The following is a 16,633-nucleotide window of genomic DNA, read 5'->3' on the forward strand; positions in this document are numbered from 1 at the left end:
TAAAGTAAGGCTTCCATTAGTAGGAGATTGTTTTCATCCCGACTAACGAAAAGTTCTCACCATTCAGGCTCTTAAGGGTAATTATTCCCCGCCTATCTGTTTTGTTTTCTCAGAATTTTAAGGCGGGATCTTACTGTCTGTGAATAACAGGATAAATAAGATTAATCATCAAAAATTTATACATCACGGAGCTAATAGAATCACTCTTTCTACTAAATGAATATTTTCTAATTTAGATATAAATTCAAGGCCTTTTATTATAGTTCAAACTGTACTACGACGTAGGGTCTACAAAAGACAATTTATGATGAAGATGTCCCAAGGAATCTTTCTATTTTTGATTAAGGCAGTTATAAAAACAAAAAACCCTCAACACGTTATGTGTCAAGGGTTTGAAACTCTTAGTAAAGAGTCATATATTGATCGCGTTCCCATTGGTGAACTTGCGTGCGGAACATATCCCACTCAATTTCTTTTGCTTCGATAAAGTGCTCAAGTAAATGATCACCTAACGCACCGCAAATGATTTCATTTGATTTTAATTCATTTAGTGCTTGCGCTAATGTAGCTGGTAAATCAATGATACCTGCTTTTTCACGTTCTTCTGGTGTCATCACATAAATATTGCGATCTACTGCAGGTGGTACCGCTAGTTTATTTTTAATTCCGTCAAGACCTGCTGCTAATAATACAGCCATTGCTAAGTATGCGTTTGCAGCTGGATCAACGCTACGTACTTCTACACGTGTACTTACACCGCGAGATGCAGGGATACGGATTAATGGGCTACGGTTTTGCGCAGACCATGCTACGTAACATGGTGCTTCATATCCAGGTACTAAACGTTTATAAGAGTTTACAGTTGGGTTTGTTACCGCTGTAAAGCTTGATGCGTGTTTCAAAATACCTGCGATGAAGTGGCGAGCATCGTCGCTTAATTGTAAATCACCGTTTTGATCATAGAATACGTTCTCACCATTTTTGAATAGTGATAAGTTACAGTGCATACCAGAGCCGTTTACACCAAATAGCGGTTTTGGCATGAATGTTGCGTGTAAACCATGTTTACGCGCGATTGTTTTTACAACAAGTTTAAATGTTTGGATATCGTCACACGCTTTAATTGCACTTGCATATTTGAAGTCAATTTCGTGTTGTCCTGGTGCAACTTCATGGTGAGATGCTTCAATTTCAAAGCCCATTTCTTCAAGTTCAAGAACGATATCACGACGGCAGTTTTCCCCTAAATCCATTGGTGCAAGGTCGAAGTATCCACCGTTATCATTTAATTCTAATGTTGGATTTCCTTTTTCATCAACTTTAAATAAGAAGAACTCTGGCTCTGGTCCAAGATTGAAATCAGTGAAGCCTAGCGCTTCCATTTCTTTTAACATACGTTTTAAGTTGTTACGTGGATCACCATCAAACGGTGTACCATCTGCATTATAAATATCGCAAATTAATCGCGCTACTTTGCCTTTTTCAGCAGTCCACGGGAATACTACCCATGTATCTAGGTCTGGATATAAGTACATGTCAGATTCTTCAATACGAACAAATCCTTCAATAGAAGATCCGTCAAACATCATTTTGTTATCTAGAGCTTTTGTTAACTGACTAACTGGAATTTCTACGTTTTTAATACTTCCTAAAAGATCCGTAAATTGTAGACGGATATACTTTACATTCTCTTCTTTCGCCAAGCGGAAAATATCTTCTTTTGTGTACTTTGCCATTTAAAATTCCTCCTTAGTCCCTCTAAACATCTTGAAAATTATCAATCATTAATGAAAAAACCTTGAAATATCACCTTGTCGTAAAGACGTTCGATTAAACCTGCCCGTATGTTGCAGTTCATCTCGAAGAATTTTACGGAGCTCAGATTTCGAAATTTCTTTCACTTCTTCTCTTACTTGTATTACTTCTGATTGATTTTCCTTCATTTGTAGTACTTGCTTAATACCAGCCATGTTTAAACCTTGATCTAACAAATCTTTAATCTCTAACAATTTATCTACGTCGTTAAATGAAAATAATCTACGATTTCCTTTTGTACGGGTTGGGGAAATCAATTTATGCTCTTCATAGTAACGAATTTGACGCGCAGATAATTGTGTTAAATCCATAACTATACTTATTGGAAACAGCGGGGCAGAACGTCGATCATGTTGTGTCACTTCAGTTCCTCCTTCGCCTTAACTTGATTCTCATTTTATATCATGTTATGTATCATGTCAACAGATGTTAGCTTTTCTTACATGATTTTTTTAAAAATTTTTTCACTCTTATTAAAATGTCTCAATTACCTACTTATATACAAAAAAGCTGCCAAAATTGGCAGCTTTCATTTAAGAAATTACTAATAGATTTTTTTCAATAAGCGCATCAATAGCAGAACAAATCGCAATCTTCACATGCGAATACGTTAGACCGCCCTGTACATACGCAACATAAGGCGGACGAATTGGACCATCTGCTGATAATTCAATACTCGCACCTTGAATAAATGTACCTGCAGCCATAATCACATCATCTTCATATCCTGGCATATAATTCGGATACGGCGTAAAATGCGAATTGATTGGTGATGCATATTGAATCGCTTGGCAAAATGCAATCATGCGCTCTTTATCATCAAATTGAACAGATTGTATTAAATCTGTTCGCGGTGCATTCCAAGTTGGCGATGTATTCATACCAAGCTTTTCTAAAAAGGCCGCTGTAAAGATTGCACCTTTTAATGCTTGACCAGCAACATGAGGCGCTAAGAAAAATCCTTGATACATCTCTTGTAAACTATATAAAGATGCACCAGCCTCCGCTCCGATACCTGGAGATGTTAAACGATATGCACATGCTTCCACATATTGTTCTTTCCCAACAATGTAACCGCCCGTTTTCACGATGCCGCCACCTGGATTTTTAATAAGTGAACCCGCCATTAAATCCGCACCGACATGACATGGTTCAAGCTCTTCTACAAATTCTCCGTAACAGTTGTCTACGAACACAACGACATCAGGCTTAATTTCTTTTACAAATGCAATCATTTCTTTAATTTCGGCAATTGTAAATGACGGGCGAGTTGCATATCCCTTCGAACGCTGAATTCCAATCATTTTTGTATTTTCATGAATCGCCGCTTGCACTGCAGCAAAATCAACACGTCCCTCTTCTTTCAAAGCAACTGCCTGGTAACCGATGTTATACTCTTTAAATGAGCCAACACCTTTCCCGCGAACACCAACAATTTCTTCTAACGTATCATACGGCTTCCCAGTTATATATAACAATTCGTCACCAGGGCGTAAAATCCCAAACAACGCTGTAGAGATTGCGTGAGTTCCAGAAATAATTTGCGGCCGTACAAGACCCGCTTCTGCCCCGAACACATCAGCATACACTTTTTCTAACGTATCACGACCGATATCATCATAGCCGTACCCTGTTGTCGGAATAAAGTGTGAGTCACTAATTTTATGACTACGAAAACTTTCTAACACACGAAATTGATTACTTTCAATTACTTCATCAAGGCGTCTATGTATGTCTGCAATTTGCATTTCAACTTCTTTTACAATTGGAGCAATCTTTTCCCCATTCTTCAATCGATTAAACATCTTCTTTCTCTTCTCCTTTTCTTGCTGAATATCTATTGATTTGTCCGTTTAGCGGAGAATGAGCAAAAATATACCCTGTACATTCGTATACTTGCTTCTCTTCTTGAAACGTCATTTCTGTTAATACTGTTTCTGTTCTTAAAAGCGTCAACAATCTGCCTTCGCTTACCGGAATCATTAATTCATATGAATCCATCCGCTTCATCATTTCTATTTCTACAACTTTTCTTAATTTCTCTAAATCCGCCGCATCAAAAGCACTCGTCATAATAAAATCATTCTTTGGGAATGGGATGAAGTTCGGATGTAACTTATCTTTTTTATTGTACACTGTAATAGTTGGAATGTGGTCAAACTCAAGATCTTGCAGTAATTTTTTCACTGTCTCCTCATGCCCGATGTAATTTGAATCAGCTGAATCAATAACATGCAAAATAACATCCGCTTCATTTACTTCTTCTAGCGTGGAACGAAATGCTGCAACTAACGATGTTGGTAAATCTTGAATAAATCCAACTGTATCTGTTAATAAGACTGTATATCCACACGGCAACTGCATTTTACGCGTCGTCGGATCAAGTGTTGCAAACAATAAATCTTCCTCGAATGTATCAGCCGCTGTTAATCTGTTAAACAACGTAGATTTCCCAGCGTTTGTGTATCCGACTAAAGAAACCTGAAAGACTTGATTTTCTTTACGACGTTCACGATATCTCTTGCGGTGCTCTACTACACCAGAAAGCTGCCTTTTAATCTCATCGATACGAGAACGAATATGACGACGGTCCGTTTCTAACTTCGTTTCCCCTGGTCCTCTTGTACCAATACCACCACCAAGACGAGATAAGGCTTGCCCTTGCCCCACAAGACGAGGCAACGCATATTGAAGCTGCGCAAGTTCCACTTGTAATTTACCTTCTCTTGATTTTGCGCGCTGAGCAAAAATATCTAATATAAGCTGTGTACGATCAATGACTCTCGCATCTAACTGTGCTGATAAATTTCGAATTTGACTTGGTGTTAATTCATTATTAAAAATGATAACATCTGGTTCTAGTTCTTCTGCAAGCAGAGAAAGTTCTTCTAACTTCCCCTTCCCAACATACGTTGCCGGATGAAACTTAGAACGCTTTTGCATCGTTGAAACCAACACTTCTGCTTGTGCTGTTTTCGCTAATGATGCTAATTCTTCCATCGAGTGTCCAAAACGTTCATCATCATCTTGCGGCAATTGACAGCCAACTAGTATCACTTTTTCTTTTTCTTCTATCAAATATCCTCACTCATCCTTTTCGAAAATTAATCCTTCTAATATAATAGCAGAGTAAGAACATTTCATCTAGTTAGTGAGGGAGAATTTCATGGCATGGGATTTATTTAGCATCATTGGTACAATTGCCTTCGCTTTAAGCGGAGCAATCATCGCAATGGAAGAAGAATACGATATTTTCGGGGTTTATATTTTAGGAATGGCAACCGCATTCGGGGGAGGAGCACTGCGTAATTTATTGATTGGCTATCCAATTGATGCGTTTTGGAAACAAGATATGTTATTTGAAATTGCAATCTTATCAATGACTATTATATTTTTATTCCCAAACAAACTCATCAAACATTGGAAACGCTGGGAAAATATTACCGACGCAATCGGTTTATCTGCTTTTGCAATTCAAGGTGCATTATATGCACAAAAACTAAATTTACCAATTAGTGCAACGATTGTCGCAGCTGTGCTAACAGGAATTGGCGGCGGTATTATTCGTGATTTATTGGCACGTCGTAAACCACTCGTACTACGAGCTGAAGTTTATGCATTTTGGACGATTTTAGCTGGATTTTTAATTGGAGCTAAAATTGTTACAAGCGACTGGGCATTATATGTTTTATTCGTTCTTATCGTATGTTTCCGTATGATTTCTATTCATTACAAATGGCATCTGCCACATCGCAGTGTAGAAAAGATAGAACATTTTAGTGATAAAGTGAAACTTTAATCAGCGAGACGTCTTACTGCCAACGAATAGCGTGATAAATAACAAATCAACCCTTTACTTCTGTAAAGGGTTTTTCTATTTTACTTCCTCTTAACCACATGTGAAATCTGAATTAGCAGCGCTGACCATCAATAAAGACAAAAAAATCCCACTAATAGAATTGTACTTTATTGCATGTTTTTTGTACTTATCCGTAAATACTATTTCTTAAAGAGAGGTGAGACAAATGACAAAACACGTAAATAAAGGTGCACAAAGAAGCTCTGTGGATCAATTCGGGCATGATTTAAATTCCGCCTACGAAAAAAGTAAAAAAATGGAACAGTTCCATAAAGCATATCAACAAAAAGTCAAAGAAGAATAGGAGTGATATCGGATGGCAAAAGGAAATAACAAAAGCAATCGAGGACAACACAGTAGCGTTAACCCACAAGGGCTTGCATCAGATGTAGCAGATCAAAGTCCAAAAAGCCAATTAGAACAACGCGCAAAAACAAAGAATACAAAATAAAACACGAAGCATTACGCTTCGTGTTTTATTTTAAGCAATTTATCCCGCTACTTTTGGGCAGTAAGACCCCCACCTCAAGATTCAGAGAAAATGAAGAAGATAGGTGGGGTGGTGAAGAAAACTCCCACTGATGGAAGTTTCACTTTATAAACCGTGTGTTTCTTCTTCAAGTGTTAAATCACTACTTGAAATCGTAAGTAAATCGTACTTATCATATGCTTCTTCCTGAAGCAATCTCATCGCTTGTGTACGAATAGATTTCTCCACAATATTACGAACATAACGTCCATTGCTAAAAGAAGTAATATGCGATGAATATTTTACCGCATTTAAATGATCACGAAGATTCCACTCTGCCTCTTTTGATAATTGATACTCCCTTTCATCGTACATACGTTTTCCGATTTCTAATAATTGATTGACCGTGTAATCAGAAAATTCAATAATGAAAGGGAAACGGGATTGTAGCCCCGGATTTAGTGATAGAAAATGGTTCATCTCACGTGAGTATCCTGCTAAAATAAGTACAAAAGCATGCTGCTTATCTTCCATATGTTTAACGAGCGTATCAATCGCTTCTTTTCCAAAATCTTTTTCACCGCCACGCGCAAGCGAATAGGCTTCATCAATAAACAAAATCCCGCCCATTGCTTTTCGAATAAGATCACGTGTTTTTTGTGCAGTATGCCCAATATATTCACCAACTAAGTCCGCCCGTTCCGCTTCAACTAAATGCCCTTTCGATAAAATATTCATTTCAAACAGTAATTTCCCAATCATTCTAGCAACAGTTGTTTTCCCTGTTCCTGGGTTACCTTTAAACAACATATGAAGGACTTGTTTCTCTGATTTCAACCCCATTTCTTGCCGTTTTTTATTTACATAAATCCATGCGTAAATTTCCTTTATAATTTTTTTAATTTCCTGCATTCCAACAAGCTTGCTCATTTCTTCTTCAATCCGTTGCAACATTTCATGTTTTGTAACAGTTTCGTTTGAAAGATTTGGCTTTTGTTCTGGCGAAGAAACAGAAGTTTTCTTTCGGTGATTTAGCACAATGTTAATTTGATTATTATTCTTCTTTCGCATCGACTGTTCCATACAATCACCTCACCTTTATCATTTCACTGACGATTATTGTCAAAATTTGCGCTTTCCCAAGAAATAAACTTTTTCTGAAAATTTTTGGTATAATGTAAGAAAACTAGGGTGGTGGGACTATGACAACAAAAGAACTTGATGATACAGTACAAGCTTTCTCTGCGTATTTATTCAACAAGGGACGGAAGCCTTCAACTATTAAGCGATACGTCTATGACATTGAAGATTTTGTTCATTGGTTACAAAAGAACAAAAAAATTTCTCCTAATAATATATGGGGGACTCTTTGTACAAAAGACTATGAAGATTATTTTTCAGACTTAAAAATGAAGCGTCATTACTCCGAAAAAACAATGCACCGTGTTTTTATTGTGTTAAATCGACTGTATTATTTTTTAAACCTACCTAGCCCACTAAAAGATATGGAACTTGTTATACAGCCAGATCGAGCATTGCGAGATGAAGACTTCATTTCAACACAAGAGGAACAGCGTTTAAAACACATTTTAACTTCTTTAGAAGGACTTTCAGACAAACAACGTCCTGTACGTCCATTACTCATGGATCGAAACGTATGTATTATTATGATTTTACTTGATTACGGTTTATCACTACAAGAACTCGTTTCACTAAATATGCATCACGTTCATTTTGAAAATAATACATTATCTATTCCCGCTGTATCTGGAATAGAACGAATCATTACATTAACAGAAGAAGATAAAAAAAAGCTATATCATTACTACAAGAAAATTCCCGAACCGGTACGTCCGAGATACCATAGCACAGATCCATTATTTGTAGCTTTTGACTTTAACCGAAATACATTCCGCTGGGTATACGAAAATGACGCTCCAAAAGCATTAACAGAAATTGCTGTCCAAAAAATGATTCGGCTTGAAGTAGCACGCGCCGGGCTGCGAAAAGGAATTTCTGGTCAACATTTACGAAATACATTTATTTTACGCCTCATCCAAAACCATGTTCCAGAACAAGAAATTATAAAACGAATTGGTTTTAAATCAAAGATTTCATTAAAAAGATATTATAACTATGCAAAGCAAAAAGAAAACGCCTCATTATAGGCGTTTTTGCTATTTTTCATAGAAACTGCTCGTTCTCCTATTCCTTTTTATATGCTTCTTGCATCTACTATGATAGGTTTTTCACTATCACAATCAGGAAGGAGACTTTCAATGTCTTATTTTAAAGCTAATCAGAAAAAAATCTCAAAACCTTATTTCCCAAAACAATCTCAACGGCTTCCAGCTGTTCATTACATCCCTTTTCCAGAATTGTACAGTAACTTTTTTCCAAAGGCACTAAGTAACTTAACTACTATGATTCCAACTGCATTTTCGAACCCATCACAATCTAACATGAAGAAACTTATAAACATATTAGAAATAATAAAAGGGGGGCTGAAACGTTTAAACTTAACACTTACACAGCAAGAAACTGGCATTGCGATTGTCGAAAATTTAATTACCATTTTGAACGAGAAACCTTTTGCAGCAAGTGAAGCATATATTGAATTACAAAATTTACTTAACTTCTCACTTAATATCACAAAATTATCCGGTATGAATCCTCCTGTATTTAAAAATATCACTGAGCAAACAAAAGAATTACAAATAACTTTACTGCAAATTGCGCCAATCGGAATGAATGGCCAATTTCAAGGTAAACAGGTTCTTCTAGATCAACCTGAACCTCTAGTTCAACCAGAACTTCTACTTCAATCAGATATTCTCGAGCAACAAGAACTTCTACTTCAACCAGAGCTTGTAGATCAACAAGAACCTCTAGTTCAATCAGAGCTTCTAGATCAACCAGAACTTCTAGTTCAAACAGAACCTCTAGTTCAACAAGATATTCTCGAACAAACAGAACCTCTAGTTCAATCAGAACTTCTCGAGCAATCAGAGCTTCTAGTTCAATCAGATATTCTCGAGCAATTAGAACTTCTAGGTCAATCAGATATTCTCGAACAACCAGAACTTCTAGGTCAATCAGAACTTCTCGAGCAATCAGATATTCTCGAACAACCAGAACTTCTCGAGCAATCAGATATTCTCGAACAACCAGAACTTCTCGAGCAATCAGAACCTCTAGGTCAATCAGATATTCTCGAACAAACAGAGCTTCTCGAGCAATCAGAACCTCTAGGTCAATCAGATATTCTTGAACAAACAGAGCTTCTCGAGCAATCAGAACCTCTAGGTCAATCATATATTCTCGAACAAACAGAACTTCTCGAGCAATCAGAACCTCTAGTCCAATCAGATATTCTTGAACAACCAGAGCTTCTCGAGCAATCAGAACCTCTAGTCCAATCAGATATTCTCGAACAAACAGAGCTTCTCGAGCAATCAGAGTCTCAAGTTCAATCAGATATTCTCGAGCAATCAGAGCCTCTAGTCCAATCAGATATTCTCGAGCAATCAGAACTTCTTGAGCAACAAGAACCTCTAGTTCAATCAGATACTCTCGAGCAAACAGAGCTTCTAAATCAACTAGAACCTCTAGTTCAATCATATATTCTCGAACAACTAAAACTTCTAGGCCAATCAGATACTCTCGAACAAACAGAGCTTCTCGAGCAACAAGAACTTCTAGGTCAATCAGATATTCTCAAACAAACAGAACTTCTAAATCAACAAGATATTCTCGAGCAAACAGAACTTCTAGATCAACAAGATATTCTCGAGCAAACAGAACTTCTAGATCAACAAGATATTCTCGAGCAAACAGATACTCTCGAGCAAACAGATACTCTCGAACAACCAGAACTTATAGTTCAAGCAGATACTCTCGAGCAAACAGAACTTCTAAACCAACCAGAGCTTCTCGAGCAACAAGATATAAATCCTCGTCATCAAACTGTGTAATAATAGCCAGCATCTTCACAACCTGTAAAGCCGAATCAAAATATCTATTTCAACATAAAATGAAACTTCCATCAGTAGGGAGTGTCTTCACACCCTACTGATGGTGCCAATCTGGCACATACCAGCAGGTATCCCTCATCTATCTTCTTCGCTTCTCTTTCAATCTTAAGGTGGGGGGCTTACTATCCACGAATAGCGGGATAAAATTTCTATCAAAAAGATCCATTCCCAATCATTGAAATAGATGGCACAATAGCTAAAATTTTCACCTTATATATCCATTAAAAGATTTCGCATCAGAATTCCTATATATTTTGAGCATAAAAAAAGAGCGAATGATTCGCTCTTTTTGCTATGTACAATTCTTTACTATTCTAATTCGATTGAAACGTTCTTTTGTGGAACAAATGTAGAAATTGCATGCTTATAAATAAGCTGTTGCTTACCTTCTGTTTCCAACAGTACAGTAAAATTATCGAAGCCTTTAATTAGGCCACGAAGTTGGAAACCATTTAATAAGTACAGCGTGACAAACGTATTCTCTTTACGGAGTTGGTTTAAAAATTGATCTTGAATATTGATTGATTGCTTCATGTCGAATCCTCCTCTTTTTCTCTACTTACTTATTATTCGACTTAAGTTGTAGCTTTCCTTCTATATACTCTAAAATTTCTATGTTTTTTTCACCGCTTGTAACGTCAAACCAATTAACATCCATTTTATTACGGAACCAAGTTAACTGTCGTTTTGCGTAGCGACGTGAATTTGTTTTCAAAGCCATCACAGCTTCTTCTAACGAAGTTTTCCCTTCAAAATACTCATACAGTTCTTTGTAACCAATCGCTTGAATAGACTGACAATTACGAACCTCATCTTCATACAAACGCTCAACTTCAGCTAATAAACCTTGCTCCATCATAATGTCTACACGTAAATTAATACGACTATATAATAAATCTCGATCCATTGTTAAACCAATTAAAGCAACATCATATAGCAACTCATTTTCCTGTTGTTCTAATTGATCGCTCATCGTCTTCCCTGTTGTATGAAAAATTTCTAAAGCACGAATGACACGTCTCACATTGTTTGGATGAATACGCTTTGCGCTTATTGGATCAACCTCTTCTAGCTTCCTATGTATATACTCTAGACCATATTCCTCCGCCTCTTGTTCTAGCTGTTTACGGTACACATGATCTCCCGGCTCATCAGAGAACTGGTAATCATACAACACAGATTGTATATATAAACCTGTTCCACCAACAATAATAGGTAGTTTACCACGTTTTGTAATATCTGCTATATGACCGCGCACAAGTTCTTGAAACTCAGCAACGGAAAATGAATCTTCTGGATTTTTTATATCAATCATATAATGCGGGATTCCATCCATTTCTTCTTCCGTAACTTTCGCCGTACCTATATCCATATTACGATAGATTTGCATTGAATCGCCACTAATAATTTCTCCATTTAACGCTTTTGCCAGTTCAATGCTAAGCTTTGTCTTTCCAACTGCAGTTGGTCCAATAATAACAATAACTTTGTCCCGTTTTTCTTCTCCCATACACTTCAACTCTCTTTATGTAAAGTTATCCATCTGATTATTATACCCAATCTTACCAATTTTAACAGTCAAAATGCAAGTTATCCTATTACGGTAATTGAAATTATATAAACTTGTTTAAAAATATAATCTATTTTGCATGTTTTGTCCAATCACTTCATATACATGTTAAAAATGAAAACGGAGATGATACTATGAAAGTTGGACAAGCTACTATTGATTTTCGCTCATTACTAGAAGATTTAATTTTAGCAACAGCAACAAAAGAAAAAAATTGCTCTCAGGAAGAATTATACTTTGCACTAAGCTGTTTACTGCGTTCGTTTCATCCAATACTTACAAGTGAAGAAACAGATATAAAAACGACCGAATATATACAAACACAGTTTTACACCGCATATAACATCTTGACAGGCCGAACGATATATCCATTCTAAATAATCTTCCAGCTTGATCTAATTGTTTAAGAATTCGTCTACGACTGTTTTTAAGAGACTTTTAGGTTCATCCTGTACCCTTCTGCCACTTCAGACGCATAACTTACAATAATGCTCTCAACAAAAGGTTTCTCTCCGCTAATTTCCATTTTTTCATCCATCTTTAATTTGATATTAATGAATCTTCATTATTAGGCTATTCCTATTACAATAAGCACTTCCTTAACAGTTGTCAGTGTGCTTTCTACCAACGCAAATATATCTTGGTGGGAAAATTAACAAACAAAAAACACCTCTCAAAAGAAGTGTTTTTTGTTTGTTTATAACGATGCTTGATAAATATCTAAAACATCCTGCTTGTTCAATTTTTTAAACTGTCCAAACTCACCGTATACCATTGCTTTTTCTGCCATAACACCAATTTGATCTTCACCAATCTCGTAATCCGCTAGACGCGCTGGTGCTCCGATTGATGTCCAAAATTGACGCAATGCTTCAATTCCTTCTAATGCTATATCAACATCAGTTTTACCTTCTGTTTGAACATGAAATACTCGAATCGCAAATTGTTTAAAACGATCTACGTTTTCATGTAAAACATGTTTCATCCAATTTGGGAATAAAATTGCTAAGCCGCCGCCATGCGGAATATCATGCACCGCCGAAACAGCATGTTCAATATTATGAGTTGCCCAGTCTCCGCGTACACCCATCGCTAAAATACCATTTAACGCCATTGTACCGCAATATAAAATAGTCTCACGGTGCTCATAGCTTTCTAAATCGTGCAGTAACTTCGGCGCTGTCTCAATAACCGTTTGTAAAATGGACTCACAGTATCGATCTTGCAGCACTGTATTGGTACCTTGGTGAAAATATTGCTCTAATACGTGCGACATAATATCAACAATACCGTAAATTGTTTGATTGCGTGGTACAGAGATTGTGTGATTCGGATCTAAAATGGAAAATTGCGGGAATGTTACTGGACTACCCCAGCCATACTTTTCGTTTGTTTCCCAATTTGTAATAACAGACCCTGCATTCATTTCAGAACCTGTTGCCGCAAGAGTTAACACTGTCCCAAAAGGCAATGCTTCTGTTGCAATAACTTTTTTCGTAACAAGATCCCATGCATCTCCATCATATTTGCTGCCGGCCGCAATAGCTTTTGTACAGTCTATTACACTGCCACCACCCACAGCTAATATAAACTCGACATCATTTTCTTTACAAATTTGAATACCTTTTTGTACTGTTGATAAACGTGGATTGGGTTCGACACCACTTAACTCAAAAATTTCTGCATTCATTTCTTTTAGCTTAGATATCACGTTATCATAAATTCCATTTTGTTTAATACTTCCGCCACCATATACGAGTAAAACTTTTTTCCCATACTGTGGCACCTCTGTTTTCAATTGCTCTAATTGACCTTTTCCAAAAATAAGCTTTGTTGGATTACGAAATATAAAGTTTTGCATGCTTTTCATCCTTCCTTAACAAAAGTAACTATACTTTTATATATCATATATTTAGCTTTTTACAAAAATATTTGCTTACACAAAAAAAGAATCTCAGCTAAAACTGAGACTCTTTTTAATAATAAGGTGAAATCATTAAGTATACGATAACGCCTGAAAGACTTACATATAACCAAATCGGCATTGTCCAACGCACAATTTTACGATGGCGAGTCAGTTGATTTGTAAATCCGTATACTAAAGAAAATAATGCAAGCGGTACAATAATAGCAGCAAGGAAAATATGTGTAATTAAAATAAAGAAATATACATATTTAATGATTCCTTCTCCGCCAAAGTGCGTTGCTGGCGCTAAATAATGATACGTTAAATACGAAACACAAAATAACAATGTTGTTGTAAATGCTGCAAGAATAAATCCCCTATGTAGATTCACATTCTTTTTAATAATTGAAAACAATGCTGCGATTAAAAACACAAATGTAAAACTATTAAAAATCGCATTTAACATCGGCAAAATTTTTACATCAAAATGTACTTCTCCTTTGTAACCAATCGGTCCAAAAAATAAGAACAAAATAATTGCATTGACGACCACAGAAAGCGTTATTACAACAGGAGCATAGCTCTTCTGTTTAACAGAACGATCAGTCAAATTGTTCACTCCCTTATTCTTCTTAAAGTATATAGTAACTTCATTATTTTAACATATTATCAACAGTGTAAATGTGACAAATGTTTGAAATACTTATATAAAGTGAAACTTCCATCAAATAAACGCATACCAGCAGTTATCCTTCACCTATCTTCTTTTTTTCTCAAAATCTTGAGGCTAGGGGCTTACTCCCCACGAATAACAGGATAAAATTAAAAATCCTCCTCAAGTTTTTTACCACTTAAGAAGGATTGTATCGTTTCACACTAAAAATTTCAAACTATAATGTCTTTTTTAGTTTTTATTTAAAAACATATCGCTATATGCTTGAAACATCTCAATTACTTGAAAGCTTACAAGAGAAATTGCTGTTAATGAAAAGAATCCAATTAATAGAAAACGAATCCACATACGAATCTCCTCCTTTTATCATTCATTTAAAATCTAAATGACAAATCGGATTACAGTGGTCGTCTCCTTCTTTTTTCTTTACAACAGCAGTAATGTAACGGATAAAGAAAATAATGATTAAAGGGAAATATACATGTTTTATATTGGTCTGCTTTAGCGATATCTTCCCTTGTACGTCGGATGGGGACGTTAAAGAAAAATCAGCGCCATTCATTTGCGCATATAAAAAGACGAATTGAATACATAATAAAATGCTTACAATTGAAATGATATCTTCCCAATCAGTTGTACTCAAAAAATTATATACATCTAGCACATATTCCTCCAACGTTACCCCTCCCTTCCTTTTTCACTATTTTCCTAGTGTTCGTATAAAAAGTCAAGAAAAATATTTTATATACACTGTGATAATAGTGGTTACATATAATGGTATCCCCTAATCGCTTGATCTCCACTTAGTCAATATTGAAATTCATTTCCTTCACTTCCCTTATTACACATAGTATCTTTTAACCCCTCATCAAATATGAGTGATTATTATTAATTAAATATAAGCCTAGAATACAATTATTTTAAGAATAATTTTAAAATTTAAATAAAAACTCCTATCATTTATACATCTTTTTTCTTTGAATAACAATTTATAAAATTTTATATTTTATATTTTATCTTTGTAATCTTGCTCTTACATTCATAAATCCGTACATACGTACTTCATTCAGGATATACTGATTTCGGAGGTGGTTATATGAAAAGCGAAAGACCAAAACGCCGTGAAAATATTCAAAGAGAAACACCTAAGTATCAAGATTTAATGACAGATGAAAGATGGCAAGCAATTGTTCACAATAATTCATCATATGATGACAAATTTTATTACGCTGTAAAAACAACAGGTATTTTTTGTCGCCCGTCATGCAAGTCTCGCGTACCTAACAGAAACAATGTACAAATCTTTCTTAATGCACAGCAAGCTCTCTCAGAAAAGTTTCGTCCTTGTAAACGATGTAAGCCAAATAGACTAAGGCTACCTGAAGAAGACTGGATAGTGCAAATTACGGAATACATTGATAACCATTACTCCGAAAAATTAACGCTTACAATACTAGCAAATACGTGTCACGGTAGCCCTTATCATTTACAGCGCACATTTAAGAAGATTAAAGGAATAACTCCAATTGAATATATACAACAAACACGTATTTCCAAAGCTATGCAATACCTTGCCAATACGAATCATACACTTAAGGAAATCAGTTTTGCTGTAGGTATATCGAATACTACACATTTTGCAACCCTATTTAAAAAGAAAACAGGATATACACCTACAGATTATCGAAAAATGAATCGTACAAAAGAGGTTAAATAAAATGACATCAAAAACAAATCAAACAATCTATTGGACATTATTTGTTTATGGAAAATGGAGTATGTATATTGCAGCGACATCAAAAGGACTATGTTATATAGGCTCTCAAAATCAATCTTTTGAAGAGTTATCAAATTGGGCTAAAAAACGATTGCCGCAATATACTTTGGTACAAGACGCCCAAAAATCACAGCCATATGTTGATGAATTAATAGAGTATTTTAAGGGACAACGCAAGGCTTTTTCATGTCCTGTTCATATTATCGGGACACCATTCCAATTAACAGTTTGGAATGCATTATGTGACATTCCTTATGGACAAACTTATTCATATTCGGATATTGCAGAGTTAATCAAAAAAACAAAATCAGTACGTGCAGTGGGAGGTGCAATTGGAGCTAATCCCGTTTTGATTATCATCCCTTGTCATCGCGTCATTGGAAAGAATGGAAAATTAACTGGATTTAGAGGTGGTTTAAAAATGAAGGAACAGCTGCTAATGCTTGAAAAGTAAATGAAAAATAATGAAAATACTAATAAAAGAGATACCCATATTATATAAGTGTAAAAACCCGAATAGGAATATGGCT

At 35.7% G+C, this 16,633-nt stretch carries 18 protein-coding genes; 8 read left to right on the top strand and 10 right to left on the bottom strand.

Annotated elements, in window-relative coordinates; genetic code table 11:
• Positions 1-401 precede the first annotated feature (401 nt).
• From glnA to hflX, 4 genes are all read right to left on the bottom strand, one after another.
• On the bottom strand, positions 402-1,736 hold the full coding sequence (gene glnA, locus LRP84_RS15000; protein WP_230575824.1) for a type I glutamate--ammonia ligase: 1,335 nt from the start codon (positions 1,734-1,736) through the stop codon (positions 402-404).
• A 48-nt stretch (positions 1,737-1,784) separates the two neighbouring features.
• Complete coding sequence (locus LRP84_RS15005; RefSeq protein ID WP_098311113.1) at positions 1,785-2,126, bottom strand: MerR family transcriptional regulator; 342 nt, start codon at positions 2,124-2,126, stop codon at positions 1,785-1,787.
• A gap of 222 nt (positions 2,127-2,348) precedes the next feature.
• The gene (locus LRP84_RS15010; protein ID WP_230575825.1) at positions 2,349-3,620 is read right to left on the bottom strand and encodes a methionine gamma-lyase family protein; all 1,272 of its coding nucleotides are present in this window, start codon (positions 3,618-3,620) and stop codon (positions 2,349-2,351) included.
• Positions 3,613-4,890, bottom strand: a complete 1,278-nt coding sequence (gene hflX, locus LRP84_RS15015) for a GTPase HflX (protein WP_230575863.1) — start codon at positions 4,888-4,890, stop codon at positions 3,613-3,615. Before hflX ends, LRP84_RS15010 begins: the two co-directional genes overlap by 8 nt.
• 91 nt (positions 4,891-4,981) lie before the next feature.
• On the opposite strand from hflX, the gene LRP84_RS15020 reads away from it, so the two are divergent.
• The 3 genes from LRP84_RS15020 (at position 4,982) to LRP84_RS22475 (ending at position 6,125) form a co-directional block, all read left to right on the top strand.
• On the top strand, positions 4,982-5,614 hold the full coding sequence (locus LRP84_RS15020; RefSeq protein ID WP_230575826.1) for a trimeric intracellular cation channel family protein: 633 nt from the start codon (positions 4,982-4,984) through the stop codon (positions 5,612-5,614).
• Between the two features lie 226 nt (positions 5,615-5,840).
• Positions 5,841-5,978: a hypothetical protein gene (locus LRP84_RS15025; RefSeq protein WP_230575827.1), complete on the top strand. Its 138-nt coding sequence runs from the start codon at positions 5,841-5,843 to the stop codon at positions 5,976-5,978.
• A 12-nt stretch (positions 5,979-5,990) separates the two neighbouring features.
• Entirely contained in the window at positions 5,991-6,125 is a 135-nt protein-coding gene (locus tag LRP84_RS22475) for a hypothetical protein (RefSeq protein WP_302850603.1), read from the top strand.
• 144 nt (positions 6,126-6,269) lie between these two features.
• Here the strand turns inward: LRP84_RS22475 and spoVK are convergent, their stop codons facing one another.
• On the bottom strand, positions 6,270-7,226 hold the full coding sequence (gene spoVK, locus LRP84_RS15030) for a stage V sporulation protein K (protein ID WP_230575828.1): 957 nt from the start codon (positions 7,224-7,226) through the stop codon (positions 6,270-6,272).
• Between the two features lie 119 nt (positions 7,227-7,345).
• On the opposite strand from spoVK, the gene LRP84_RS15035 reads away from it, so the two are divergent.
• Complete coding sequence (locus LRP84_RS15035) at positions 7,346-8,311, top strand: tyrosine-type recombinase/integrase (protein ID WP_230575829.1); 966 nt, start codon at positions 7,346-7,348, stop codon at positions 8,309-8,311.
• Positions 8,312-8,422: 111 nt separating this feature from the next.
• Entirely contained in the window at positions 8,423-10,117 is a 1,695-nt protein-coding gene (locus LRP84_RS15040; RefSeq protein ID WP_230575830.1) for a collagen-like repeat preface domain-containing protein, read from the top strand.
• A 369-nt stretch (positions 10,118-10,486) separates the two neighbouring features.
• Here the strand turns inward: LRP84_RS15040 and hfq are convergent, their stop codons facing one another.
• Together hfq and miaA are read right to left on the bottom strand one after the other, a co-directional pair.
• Positions 10,487-10,711 carry an RNA chaperone Hfq gene (gene hfq, locus LRP84_RS15045; RefSeq protein WP_000813896.1) on the bottom strand — a complete coding sequence of 75 codons (225 nt, stop codon included), beginning with the start codon at positions 10,709-10,711 and terminating at the stop codon, positions 10,487-10,489.
• A 25-nt stretch (positions 10,712-10,736) separates the two neighbouring features.
• Positions 10,737-11,687, bottom strand: a complete 951-nt coding sequence (gene miaA / locus LRP84_RS15050) for a tRNA (adenosine(37)-N6)-dimethylallyltransferase MiaA (protein WP_230575831.1) — start codon at positions 11,685-11,687, stop codon at positions 10,737-10,739.
• A 194-nt stretch (positions 11,688-11,881) separates the two neighbouring features.
• Here miaA and LRP84_RS15055 point away from each other — a divergent pair, with 194 nt between their 5' ends.
• Positions 11,882-12,124, top strand: coding sequence for a hypothetical protein (locus tag LRP84_RS15055; protein WP_230575832.1), 243 nt, complete (start codon positions 11,882-11,884; stop codon positions 12,122-12,124).
• Positions 12,125-12,444: 320 nt separating this feature from the next.
• On the opposite strand, the gene LRP84_RS15060 is transcribed toward LRP84_RS15055, so the two are convergent.
• The 3 genes from LRP84_RS15060 to LRP84_RS15070 all read right to left on the bottom strand — a co-directional run bounded on the left by LRP84_RS15060 (position 12,445) and on the right by LRP84_RS15070 (position 15,002).
• Complete coding sequence (locus LRP84_RS15060; RefSeq protein ID WP_230575833.1) at positions 12,445-13,608, bottom strand: iron-containing alcohol dehydrogenase; 1,164 nt, start codon at positions 13,606-13,608, stop codon at positions 12,445-12,447.
• A 115-nt stretch (positions 13,609-13,723) separates the two neighbouring features.
• Complete coding sequence (locus LRP84_RS15065; protein ID WP_230575834.1) at positions 13,724-14,263, bottom strand: DUF420 domain-containing protein; 540 nt, start codon at positions 14,261-14,263, stop codon at positions 13,724-13,726.
• A gap of 433 nt (positions 14,264-14,696) precedes the next feature.
• Positions 14,697-15,002, bottom strand: coding sequence for a hypothetical protein (locus LRP84_RS15070; protein WP_230575835.1), 306 nt, complete (start codon positions 15,000-15,002; stop codon positions 14,697-14,699).
• Between the two features lie 486 nt (positions 15,003-15,488).
• On the opposite strand from LRP84_RS15070, the gene LRP84_RS15075 reads away from it, so the two are divergent.
• Entirely contained in the window at positions 15,489-16,043 is a 555-nt protein-coding gene (locus LRP84_RS15075) for a bifunctional transcriptional activator/DNA repair enzyme AdaA (protein ID WP_230575864.1), read from the top strand.
• A 1-nt stretch (position 16,044) separates the two neighbouring features.
• On the top strand, positions 16,045-16,557 hold the full coding sequence (locus LRP84_RS15080; RefSeq protein ID WP_230575836.1) for a methylated-DNA--[protein]-cysteine S-methyltransferase: 513 nt from the start codon (positions 16,045-16,047) through the stop codon (positions 16,555-16,557).
• The last annotated feature ends 76 nt before the right edge of the window (positions 16,558-16,633 follow it).

Origin of the sequence: Bacillus rhizoplanae (assembly GCF_917563915.1) — a bacterium.
Taxonomy (GTDB): Bacteria; Bacillota; Bacilli; order Bacillales; family Bacillaceae_G; genus Bacillus_A; species Bacillus_A rhizoplanae.

Coding starts and splice junctions, on each gene's coding strand:
- glnA (WP_230575824.1), bottom strand. CDS start 1,736: ATGGCAAAGTACACAAAAGAAGATATTTTCCGCTTGGCGAAAGAAGAG.
- LRP84_RS15005 (WP_098311113.1), bottom strand. CDS start 2,126: ATGGATTTAACACAATTATCTGCGCGTCAAATTCGTTACTATGAAGAG.
- LRP84_RS15010 (WP_230575825.1), bottom strand. CDS start 3,620: ATGTTTAATCGATTGAAGAATGGGGAAAAGATTGCTCCAATTGTAAAA.
- LRP84_RS15020 (WP_230575826.1), top strand. CDS start 4,982: ATGGCATGGGATTTATTTAGCATCATTGGTACAATTGCCTTCGCTTTA.
- LRP84_RS15025 (WP_230575827.1), top strand. CDS start 5,841: ATGACAAAACACGTAAATAAAGGTGCACAAAGAAGCTCTGTGGATCAA.
- LRP84_RS22475 (WP_302850603.1), top strand. CDS start 5,991: ATGGCAAAAGGAAATAACAAAAGCAATCGAGGACAACACAGTAGCGTT.
- spoVK (WP_230575828.1), bottom strand. CDS start 7,226: ATGGAACAGTCGATGCGAAAGAAGAATAATAATCAAATTAACATTGTG.
- LRP84_RS15035 (WP_230575829.1), top strand. CDS start 7,346: ATGACAACAAAAGAACTTGATGATACAGTACAAGCTTTCTCTGCGTAT.
- LRP84_RS15040 (WP_230575830.1), top strand. CDS start 8,423: ATGTCTTATTTTAAAGCTAATCAGAAAAAAATCTCAAAACCTTATTTC.
- hfq (WP_000813896.1), bottom strand. CDS start 10,711: ATGAAGCAATCAATCAATATTCAAGATCAATTTTTAAACCAACTCCGT.
- miaA (WP_230575831.1), bottom strand. CDS start 11,687: ATGGGAGAAGAAAAACGGGACAAAGTTATTGTTATTATTGGACCAACT.
- LRP84_RS15055 (WP_230575832.1), top strand. CDS start 11,882: ATGAAAGTTGGACAAGCTACTATTGATTTTCGCTCATTACTAGAAGAT.
- LRP84_RS15060 (WP_230575833.1), bottom strand. CDS start 13,608: ATGCAAAACTTTATATTTCGTAATCCAACAAAGCTTATTTTTGGAAAA.
- LRP84_RS15075 (WP_230575864.1), top strand. CDS start 15,489: ATGACAGATGAAAGATGGCAAGCAATTGTTCACAATAATTCATCATAT.
- LRP84_RS15080 (WP_230575836.1), top strand. CDS start 16,045: ATGACATCAAAAACAAATCAAACAATCTATTGGACATTATTTGTTTAT.